Origin of the sequence: Nocardiopsis lucentensis DSM 44048 (assembly GCF_000341125.1) — a bacterium.
Classification (GTDB): domain Bacteria; phylum Actinomycetota; class Actinomycetes; order Streptosporangiales; family Streptosporangiaceae; genus Nocardiopsis; species Nocardiopsis lucentensis.
Genome location: NZ_ANBC01000847.1, coordinates 1 through 10,249, shown reverse-complemented (window position 1 = coordinate 10,249; position 10,249 = coordinate 1). Strand labels below are relative to the sequence as shown.

9 protein-coding genes are annotated in these 10,249 nt (G+C 69.6%); 4 read left to right on the top strand and 5 right to left on the bottom strand.

The genetic code is table 11. The features are described from left to right. Positions 1-43: 43 nt before the first annotated feature. Both D471_RS0129375 and plsX read right to left on the bottom strand, forming a co-directional pair. A complete protein-coding gene (locus tag D471_RS0129375) occupies positions 44-517 on the bottom strand; it encodes a carboxymuconolactone decarboxylase family protein (RefSeq protein ID WP_017601928.1) in 474 nt (157 codons plus the stop codon). Between the two features lie 107 nt (positions 518-624). Continuing rightward, positions 625-1,722, bottom strand: coding sequence for a phosphate acyltransferase PlsX (plsX, locus tag D471_RS0129370; protein ID WP_026128205.1), 1,098 nt, complete (start codon positions 1,720-1,722; stop codon positions 625-627). A 424-nt stretch (positions 1,723-2,146) separates the two neighbouring features. Between plsX and D471_RS0129365 the strand changes: the two genes are divergently transcribed. Next, positions 2,147-3,508, top strand: coding sequence for a KamA family radical SAM protein (locus D471_RS0129365; protein WP_241479741.1), 1,362 nt, complete (start codon positions 2,147-2,149; stop codon positions 3,506-3,508). Positions 3,509-3,795: 287 nt separating this feature from the next. On the opposite strand, the gene D471_RS0129360 is transcribed toward D471_RS0129365, so the two are convergent. Both D471_RS0129360 and D471_RS0129355 read right to left on the bottom strand, forming a co-directional pair. Further along, positions 3,796-4,032, bottom strand: a complete 237-nt coding sequence (locus tag D471_RS0129360) for a DUF397 domain-containing protein (RefSeq protein WP_026128203.1) — start codon at positions 4,030-4,032, stop codon at positions 3,796-3,798. A gap of 503 nt (positions 4,033-4,535) precedes the next feature. Next, a complete protein-coding gene (locus D471_RS0129355) occupies positions 4,536-5,420 on the bottom strand; it encodes a helix-turn-helix domain-containing protein (protein WP_017601924.1) in 885 nt (294 codons plus the stop codon). A 318-nt stretch (positions 5,421-5,738) separates the two neighbouring features. On the opposite strand from D471_RS0129355, the gene D471_RS0129350 reads away from it, so the two are divergent. Beyond that, positions 5,739-6,290: an ATP-binding protein gene (locus D471_RS0129350; RefSeq protein WP_017601923.1), complete on the top strand. Its 552-nt coding sequence runs from the start codon at positions 5,739-5,741 to the stop codon at positions 6,288-6,290. 153 nt (positions 6,291-6,443) lie between these two features. After that, complete coding sequence (locus D471_RS0129345; RefSeq protein ID WP_017601922.1) at positions 6,444-6,809, top strand: STAS domain-containing protein; 366 nt, start codon at positions 6,444-6,446, stop codon at positions 6,807-6,809. 137 nt (positions 6,810-6,946) lie between these two features. Here D471_RS0129345 and glmS read toward each other — a convergent pair whose 3' ends face one another. Beyond that, the gene (glmS, locus tag D471_RS0129340) at positions 6,947-8,800 is read right to left on the bottom strand and encodes a glutamine--fructose-6-phosphate transaminase (isomerizing) (RefSeq protein ID WP_083924394.1); all 1,854 of its coding nucleotides are present in this window, start codon (positions 8,798-8,800) and stop codon (positions 6,947-6,949) included. A gap of 333 nt (positions 8,801-9,133) precedes the next feature. Here glmS and coaA point away from each other — a divergent pair, with 333 nt between their 5' ends. Next, positions 9,134-10,039, top strand: coding sequence for a type I pantothenate kinase (gene coaA, locus D471_RS0129335; protein ID WP_017601920.1), 906 nt, complete (start codon positions 9,134-9,136; stop codon positions 10,037-10,039). Positions 10,040-10,249: the final 210 nt, after the last annotated feature.

Genomic DNA, 10,249 nt, shown 5'->3' with positions numbered 1-10,249 from the left:
TCGCGGCGTGAGAGCACCCGGGCGAACGTTTCCGGCCACAGCACTAGTGGAACTGGCCGGCCACGTAGTCGCCGGCGGGCCGCTGGGTGATGATGTTCATCCGGTTCACCGCGTTCATGAAGGAGACCAGCAGCGTGAGGGCGGCGAGCTGCTCCTCGTCGTAGTGCCCGGCGGCGTTCGCCCACACCTCGTCGCCGACCCCGGTGCCCGCGTCCGCGACCCGGGTCCCCTGCTCGGCGAACTCCAGGGCGGCGCGCTCGGCCTCGGTGAAGACCGTGGCCTCCCGCCACGCCGTGACCAGGTTCAGCCGGAGCGCGGTCTCCCCGGACGCGGCGGCCTCCTTGGTGTGCATGTCGACGCAGACGGCGCAGCCGTTGATCTGGCTCACGCGCAGCTCCACCAGTTCCCGCGTCCTGGTCGGCAGGGGCAGGTCCTTGAGCGCCCTGCCCGCCGTCATGAAGTGCTTGAGGGCCCTGCCGGCGCTCGGGACGGCGAGGATGTCCAGTCGTGCGTCCATGGTGTGCTCCTCCGTGCTCGTCGGTGGTGACACCCCTTGAGACGAGGAAGCCCGGGACCCTGTGACACGGGCCGGTGTGACGCGCGTCCCGCCTCGGTCCGTCCCGGTCAGCGCTCCTCGGACTGGGCCAGTCGGTGCAGCCAGTTCGGGGGACGGTGGTGCACGCGGCGGCGGATCCGCTCACCGATCCGCCCCACGGCCAGGTCGTGCGCGAGCTGGCAGGCGCGGGCCACGCCCTGGGCGCGGCTGTCGCCGTGCGCGATCACCACGGTGCCGTTGAGTCCCAGCAGCGCCGCCCCGCCGTAGGTCTCGCTGTCCAGCCGCGCGCGCAGGTCCCGGAGCGCCCGGCGCTGCAGGAACGCGCCCGCCTTCGCGGCCACGGACGAGGTGAGCGCGTCGCGGAAGGCCTCCATCGCGAACGCCGCCGTTCCCTCCACCGACTTCAGCGCCACGTTCCCCGTGTGCCCGTCGGTCACGACCACGTCCACTTTCCGGGCCAGCAGGTCGTGGCCCTCGACGTTGCCCTGGAAGTCCATGGTCTGGGAGTCCTCGGCGGTGGCCGCCAGCAGCTCCGTGGCCCGGCGCACGAGCTTGTTGCCCTTGCCCGGCTCCGAGCCGATGGTGAGCACTCCCACCCGGGGCCGCTCCACGCCGAACGCCGTGTGGGCGTACGCGCACCCCAGGTGGGCGAACTGCACCAGCATCTCCGGCTTGGCGTCGGCGTTGGCGCCCGCGTCCACGAGTACCGTCGGCGTCTCCCCGGTGGGGAGGGTCACCGCCAGGGCGGGGCGCAGCACCCCCGGCTGCGTGCGCAGGCGGACGGTCGAGGTGGCCACGACGCCACCCGTCGAACCGGCCGAGACCAGCGCGTCGGCGTCACCACGCCGGATGAGCCGGCAGGCGACGGCGGCACTGGACCGGGGCCGCCGCCAGCTGGCCAGCGCGCCCTCGTGCATCGCCAGACTGTCCTCGGCGTGCACCACGGGGACGTCGCGGAGCGCGTTCTCCTCGGCGAGCAGCGTCGCGATCTCCGTGCGCCGCCCCACCAGCACGACGCGCAGCCCCAGCTCGCGGACGGCCAGCACCGCGCCCCGGACGATCTCTCCGGGGGCTCGGTCGCCCCCCATCGCGTCCACCGCGATGGTCGGCGGAGACGTACGCGGTACGACGTGAGCGTCCACGTCCGCGTCGGATGTGCCACTCAACTTGGTTCGTCCTTCACGGGTGGGGTCGGTGGGCGGGCGCGCGGACTGCCCGGTGTTCGCGCAGGTCCTCTGGTGCGCGGCGGTGCCGGTGCCGCGCGTGGTCGCCTCGCGCGCGGCGGGCCAGCAGACACGGTATCGGGTCGCCGGATGGACGTCTGAGTTCGGCAGGTTCGTATCCTCATGCGAGGATACTTCCCGTATGTCCAGGTCAGGGCTGGATATTGCGCTTGATGGGTACAAAACCCCATGTCGGGGTATACCCGCTTGCTGGTCCGGGCTTCAGCCGAGGTCCGGATCCGTGTGACTACACATTGAATTTCCGTACCAGGTGGTCCACCGGTGTCCGCGCACACCGGACCCGCCTGATCAGGGCTGCCCGGCGGTGCTCCGCCGCGGCCCTGCCTACATGCAGGAGAGGAGAGGCGTGAGCGTAACGCCAGACGCGGCACTGTCCCCGTCCGCCGGACGTCGGTTTCGTGCCTACACGACGAAACACCTCGACGAGCTCACGGCGGGAGCTGGTCTCGCCGCTGACGAGCGGCTCGCGGTGCAAGCGGTGGCCAACGTGCTTCCGTTCCGGGTCAACAGCTATGTCATCGACGAGCTGATCGACTGGGACGCGGCGCCGGACGATCCGATCTACCGGCTCGTCTTCCCGCAGGCCGACATGCTGCCCTCTGGCGATGTCGCCAGGATCGCCGACCTGATCCGTTCCGGGGCCTCGCGCAAGGAGCTGAACGAGGCCGCCAACCAGATCCGGGCCAACCTGAACCCGCACCCCGCGGGACAGATGGACCTCAACGTGCCCAAGGCGGGCAACGAGGAGCCCATTCCGGGTGTCCAGCACAAGTACAAGGAGACGGTCCTCTTCTTCCCGAAGCAGGGCCAGACGTGCCACGCGTACTGCACGTACTGCTTCCGCTGGGCCCAGTTCGTCGGTGACGCCGACCTGAAGTTCGCCTCCGGCGAGGTCGACCAGCTGGTCGAGTACGTGCGGACGCACCCTGAGGTCACCAGCGTCCTCTTCACCGGTGGCGACCCGATGATCATGGGCGAGGGGGTGATCTCCAAGTACATCGAGCCGCTGCTGGAGATCGAGCACCTCGAGGCCATCCGCATCGGCACCAAGGCGCTGGCCTACTGGCCGCAGCGCTTCGTGACCGACCCGGACGCCGACGACACCCTCCGCCTGTTCGAGAAGGTCGTCGCCTCGGGTAAGAACCTCGCGTTCATGGCGCACTTCTCGCACCCGAACGAGATGAAGCCGGAGCTCGTCCAGGAGGCCGTGCGCCGGATCCGCGGGACCGGCGCCGTCATCCGCACCCAGGCCCCGCTGATCCGCACGATCAACGACGACTCGGCCACGTGGGAGAGCATGTGGCGCACGCACCTGCGCCACGGCATGGTCCCCTACTACATGTTCGTCGAGCGTGACACGGGGCCGCAGGACTACTTCGCCGTGCCGCTGGCCGAGGCCTACGACATCTTCCGGGGCGCGTACCAGAAGGTGTCCGGCCTGGCGCGTACCGTCCGCGGTCCGTCGATGTCGGCGACCCCGGGCAAGGTGTGCGTGGACGGCGTCACCGAGGTCGCGGGCGAGAAGGTGTTCGTCCTGCACTTCATCCAGGCGCGCGACCCCGAGCTGGTCGGCAAGCCCTTCTTCGCCAAGTACGACGAGAAGGCGGCCTGGCTGTTCGACCTCAAGCCCGCGCTGGGCGCGACCCACTTCCCGTGGGAGAACGCGCCCGTGGAGTCCAACGGGCTGGTGGACCCCACCCGCCTGTAGGCGACCGGGGGTGAAGGACACGGAGCCCGGCACCGTTCGCGGTGCCGGGCTCCACGCACGTCCGGGCCGTGGACGGCGACCGCCGGGAATGGGATGGGATGGCGGTCGACGGCCTGGACGCTTCCGGGGCAGGTCTGTGTGTGTGGGGGAGGGGACCGGAAGCGGGGATGGCCGGGCGCGCGGCCCGGGGGCGGCGGGAACGGTGCCGAGGCGGTCCGGGGACCGGCTCGTGCCCGTGCCCGTGGTCCTTCACGGGGAGGCGCCGGGACCAGGGGTCAGGCGCTGGTTCAGGCGATGAGCGTGTCGAAGTCCCCGGTCTTGGCGCCTTTGACGAAGGCCTCGATCTCGGCGGTGGTGTAGACGAGGGCGGGGCCCTTCGGGTCGCGGGAGTTGCGCACGGCGAAGTCCCCGCCTGGGAGGGCGGCGATCTCCACGCAGTTGCCCTCCGGGTTGCTCCAGCTACTCTTGGTCCAGGTGACGTCCGGCAGGTCGGTGGCGGGAACGCCGTTGTAGATCGAGTGCATGTCAACCTCCTGGAACTTCGGGGACTCGTGGGCGGGTGTCCGTACGCGACCGTCCGGCGCGTCGCGCCCGCCGTGCCGAACCATAGGGCTCTCGCCGGGAGGATCGGGCCCCGAGTGCAGGGGCGGCCCATGATCCGTGCGGGTTCGTCTCGTCCTTGGTGCGGCCCAAAGCGTAGCTCATGCACGTGCAGACGTGATTACATCGGTAAGTACATAAGGGAGAACCGGGGGTCACCCGCCGGTGTCGTCGCACGTCATGGCTTATGTGTCGGAACGCCGAACGGTTCACTCCCGGAGGATCGTTCTTGAGTCGTGGCCGAAATCGGTCATGTGGGAACAACCTGACCGGAAAGCGGTGTGACCACCATCACTGTCGACCCCGTGTTGTCCGCCATGACGGAACCCCGGGTCGGCGGGTGAGTCCGTCCCGGGGGCGAAGGAGTGCCCGGCCGATCACCGGCCGATCACCGGCCGGTCGTCGGCGGAGAGCCGGGGAGGGCTCCCTAGGAGTAACGCTCCAGGAAGCCGCGGAGGATGCCCTCGGTCTCGTTCGGCGGAGGGGCCTGGGTGGCGAGGTGGTCCATCGTCAGGGCGTAGCGGTGGGTGTCGTCGTACTTGTCGAAGTACAGGGCGCTGCTCAGCTGCTCCAGGTAGACCACGTCGGGCAGCTGCGGGGTGGGGAAGCGCAGGATGCTGAAGGGGCCGCCCGCCGCGGCGTGGCCGCCCATGGCGAAGGTGGCCACCTGGATGGTGATGTTGGGCCGCCGCGCCATCTCGATGAGATGCTCGATCTGGCCGCGCATGACGTCGATGTCGCCGTAGGGGCGGTGCAGGACCGCCTCGTCGATGACCGCCCACAGGCGGGGCGCGTGGGGTTCGACGAAACGGCGCTGGCGGTGCATGCGCATGCTGACGCGGTTGGTCACGTCATCGTCGGAGGTGGCCGTACGCGACAGGCGGATCACCGCGCGGGCGTAGTCCTCGCTCTGGAGCAGGCCCGGCACGAACTGGACCTCGAAGGTACGGATGACGGAGGCCGCCTCCTCCAGCCCGATGTAGACGCCGAACCACTGCGGGAGGACGTCGCCGTACTGGTGCCACCAGCCCTGGGCGTTGGCGCTGGAGATCAGGCCCAGGAGCGCCTCGCGCTCCCCGGCGTCCTCCACTCCGTAGAGTTTGAGCAGGTCATCCACGTCGCGCGGCTTGAAGCTGACCTGACCGAGCTCCATCCGGCTGATCTTGGCGTGCGATGCGCGGATGGCGTACCCGGCGTCGTGGCGGGAAATGCCCTTGGCCTGGCGCAGGCGTCTGAGCTGGCTGCCGAGCAGAATGCGCAGCACGGTGGGCCCACCGCTGGAATTCGCCAGGAAATCCTGAGTGACCTGCATATTCTCTGCCCGGTCGGCGACCACGTCACCCTCCCTGTAGCGGCGTCGGCGCTGGCGACCGCTCAGTATACCCAGAGGTCACGGAAGTGCACAGGGTTGTCGGCATTGAGTTCGTGTGCCGGAACTGCGCCACCGCGTCCGGTGTAATCGTGTGTACCGACGCGTGAATTCTTCTCCGGAGACCTACCGTTTGGGCCGCTTCGTCCTATAGTCTTGCCAATCGTTACTCTGCACGTGCATCCGTGGCTTACAGATGTAAGCGACGTTGACCACGTCAGACAGGGCCGCGTGAACCGACATCACCTCGTGAGGACCGTGATGAACGCAGAGTTGGTGTCTTCGGAACTCGACTCCGAGGCAACCTGGAGCCGCCCTTCGCTCGCCGAGGCGAACGGCGAGTGCCTGGGTGGCTGGTGGGATCACACGCTGACCCGTCTCGACGTGGGGGAGTGCGCGCGCACGCCGGAGGCCGTGGCCCGGGCCTTCGAGGCGACACCCGACTCGGTCCGCTCCTCGCGTGAGCTCGCGACGGGCACGGCGCGGGAATGGGGCCTCGTGGAGGTCGCCGAGGATCTGCGTCTCGTCGTCTCCGAGCTCGTCGGCAACGCCTGCCGGCACGCCGTTCCGCGGGGACGGTCCCCGGAAGGAACGCGCGTTCTCGTGCAGTTCCGGCTGCTCAGGGAGCGGCGTCAGGTGGTGTGCATGGTCGCTGATCAGGTCGAACACGGTCCGGTGAAGGTGGAAGCGCACCATTTCGCCGAATCGGGGCGCGGGCTCGGGCTCGTCGCCGCGTTCAGTCGGACATGGGGATGGGATCCGGTCCGGGGCGAAGGAAAGATCGTTTGGGCGGTTTGTGGCGGTGAAGACTGAAATACGCCCCGTCCAGGCCGGATAACGGTCATCCGATGGCTCCATGGGACATCGGCGTTGCCGTTCGGGCGGAGTAGGCTGTCAGCGCATGTCGGTATTTGACCGGCGGCGCCTTGATGAGAGTTCTCTTCCATCCGAGCCCGGGAGCGAGGCGTGGCCGTGCTGGACACGGAGCGGAACCGGTTCGCGTGCGGTGGGACCACCGTCGTCGAACTGGACGGTGAGATCGACCTGGCCACGGCGGACCAGGTGTACGCCCGTCTCGCGGGCGCGGCGGCCGACGGGTGCGTGATCGCGGACCTGTCCGCGGTGGAGTTCATCGACGCCTCCGGGGTGAACGCCCTCATCGCGGCCCTGCACACCGCGACCAAGGCGCGGCACCACCTCGTCCTGGCCTCCCCACCCCGTCAGCTGTCGCGGATCCTCGACGTCCTGTCGCTGCGCTGCCTCCTGACCACCCACGCCGACGTGGCCGCCGCACACGCCGCGCACGAGTGCGCCGCCGCCCGGAGCCGCTGAGCGATGGCGCCCGGAGGCCGCTTCCTCCGGGAGCGACTCCCCCCGGACCGGCGGGCACACCCCGAGAGCACGAACGGGGTGCGCCCGGTGGGGACGCAACTCCCCCGGGCACACCCCGTTCCCCGTCCGGTGGAGGGCTACTCCACGGTGACGCTCTTGGCCAGGTTGCGCGGCTGGTCCACGTCGTTGCCCTTGGCCAGGGCCAGCTCGCACGCGAACACCTGCATCGGGATCGTCGACACGATCGGCTGGAGCAGGGTCGGCACCGCCGGGATCTCGATCAGCACGTCCGAGTACGGCCGCACCGACTCGTCGCCCTCCTCGGCGATCACGATCGTGCGGGCGCCGCGTGCGCGGACCTCCTGGATGTTGGACACGATCTTGTCGTGCAGCACGCCGCGGCCCTTCGGCGACGGCACCACCACGACGACCGGCAGGCCGTCCTCGATCAGAGCGATCGGGCCGTGCTTCAGCTCGCCCGCCGCGAACGCCTCCGCGTGCATGTAGGCGAGCTCCTTGAGCTTGAGCGCGCCCTCCATGGCCACCGGGTACCCGACGTGGCGGCCCAGGAACAGCACCGTGTCGGCGTCGGCCAGCGACCGCGCCAGGTCCCGCACCGGGCCCACGGTGTCCAGGACCCGCTCGACCTGTTCCGGCATGGTGGCCAGCTGCGCGATGACCGCGTTGATCTCGTCGCCGAACTTCAGTCCCCGCACCTGCGCCAGGTACAGGCCGATCAGGTAGCACGCCGCCAGCTGCGTCAGGAAGGTCTTGGTCGCGGCGACCCCCACCTCCGGGCCCGCGTGCGTGTACAGCACGCCGTCCGACTCGCGGGGGATGGTCGACCCGTTGACGTTGCAGATGGCCAGCACCCGGGCGCGCTGCTCGCGGGCGTAGCGCACCGCCATCAGGGTGTCCATGCTCTCGCCGGACTGGGAGATGGCGATGACCAGCGTCTGCTGGTTCAGGATCGGGTCGCGGTAGCGGAACTCGCTGGCCACCTCGACCTCGCACGGGATGCGGCACCAGTGCTCGATGGCGTACTTGGCGATCAGCCCCGCGTGGTAGGAGGTGCCGCACGCGATGATGACGATCTTCTCGACCGTGCGCAGCTCCTCGGGCGTCAGCCGCATCTCGTCGAGGGTCAGCTGACCGTCCATCGTGACGCGGCCCAGGAGGGTGTCGGCCACCGCCTGCGGCTGCTCGACGATCTCCTTGAGCATGAAGTAGTCGTAGCCGCCCTTCTCGGCGGCCGACGCGTCCCAGTCCACGTGGTACTCGCGCACCTCGACCGGGTTGCCGTCGTAGTCCGTGACGACCACGGAGTCCGCACGCAGCTCCACGACCTGGTCCTGGCCCAGTTCGACGGCCTCGCGGGTGTGCGCGATGAACGCCGCGACATCGCTGGCCAGGAAGTTCTCGCCCTCGCCCCGGCCGACGACCAGCGGCGAGTTGCGACGGGCCGCGACCACCAGGCCGGGGTCGTCGACGGAGGTCGCCACGAGCGTGAACGCGCCCTCCAGGCGGCGGCACACCGCGCGCATGGCCGCGGGCAGGTCACCGTCGCCGCGCCGCTTCAGCTCGGTGGCGAGCAGGTGGGCGGTGACCTCGGTGTCGGTCTCGGAGGTGAACTTGCAGCCCAGGTCCTCCAGCTCGACGCGCAGGGCGGCGAAGTTCTCGATGATGCCGTTGTGCACCACCGCGACCCGGTGGTCGTTGTCCACGTGGGGGTGGGCGTTGACGTCGTTGGGTGCGCCGTGGGTCGCCCAACGCGTGTGCCCGATGCCCGCGCCGTCCCCGGGCATCGGATGGTTCTCCAGGGCCTGGCGCAGGTTGGCGAGCTTGCCCGCCCGCTTCTCGGTGTGCAGCGCGCCCTCGCCCTGCACAGCGACGCCCGCGGAGTCATATCCGCGGTACTCCAACCTCGCGAGGCCGTTCACGACGACCTCAAGCGCCGGTTGCGGCCCGACGTAGCCAACGATTCCGCACATGAGCGCCAGCGTAGGTGAAAGCGGACGGTAAATCGACCAACCAGTGCCCCATACCACTGGTCGTTTTCGCAGGTAACGGTATAGACCATTTGGTGTATGGGGGGTAGACCGCGCAGGTCGGGGGCAGGGTGTTCACGCAGAGTGGATCCCCGCTCGTCACTCCCGGGCCCGGCAGAATTTTTTCCGGGTCGGCCACGTGAACGTGTGGTTTCGAGCACGTTCCCACCCCAGGCGAGGGGCTAGGGGGGACCGGCTGCCAGGTGCGCTCCGGAGCCTCGTCTAGGGTGGTCAACCGTGTCTTACGCGACGAAGAACGGCGTCTCCTCGCCGTACGTGGAGCTCGACAGGGACGCCTGGGCGGCCCTGCGCGCGTCCACGCCGCTGTCCCTGACCGAGGCGGACCTGGCCGCTCTGCGCGGCACCACCGACCCCACGTCCCTGGACGACGTGCGGGACGTCTACCTGCCCCTGTCGCGACTGCTCAACCTCTACGTGGGCGCCACACAGCAGCGGCACGCCGCCGTCCGCGCCTTCCTGGGGGAGGCCGACCGGCCCTCCCCGTTCATCATCGGCGTCGCGGGCAGCGTCGCGGTCGGCAAGTCCACGACCGCGCGCCTCCTGCGCTCCCTGCTCGCCCAGTGGCCCAACCACCCCGACGTGGAACTGGTCAGCACGGACAACTTCCTCTACCCGAACGACGTGCTCCAGTCGCGCGGGCTGATGCGCCGCAAGGGCTTCCCCGAGAGCTACGACCGGCGCGCGCTGGTGCGCTTCGTGTCGGAGATGAAGGCGGGCGCCGAGCGGATCGACATCCCCGTCTACTCCCACCTGGCCTACGACGTCGTCCCCGGGGAGCGCCAGACTGTCCGCCGGCCGGACATCCTCATCGTCGAAGGCATCAACGTCCTCCAGTCCGCCACCGCCGGACACCTGGCCGTGGCCGACTTCTTCGACTTCTCCCTCTACGTCGACGCCCGGGTCGAGAACATCCGCAACTGGTACCTCGACCGCTTCCGGGAGCTGCGCCGCACCGCCTTCGCCGACCCGCGCTCCTACTTCCACCACATGGCCACGACCATCGGCGAGGAGGAGGCCGTGGAGTTCGCGGCCAACACGTGGCGCACCATCAACGAGGTCAACCTGGTGGAGAACATCCGCCCGACCCGAGGCCGCGCCACCCTGGTCCTGTACAAGGGCGACGACCACCGCGTCCAGCGGGTCCGCCTGCGCAAGACCTGACTGTGCTCTTCGCGGGCTCGCGCGCTCGTCGCCTCGCGTCGGGGCCTGGGGCGTGCAGAACCGGGATCCTTCGTCACCGGGGTTTGCCGTCGGGCTCCCGCGACGGTTAGGGTAAGGCTCCTTTTCCGGCCGCGCCCCCTGGGGTGTCGTGCGCTCTGACGGATCGGAACGAACCGGGCCTTCCACGGCGACCGGGGCGGGACCCGCGCA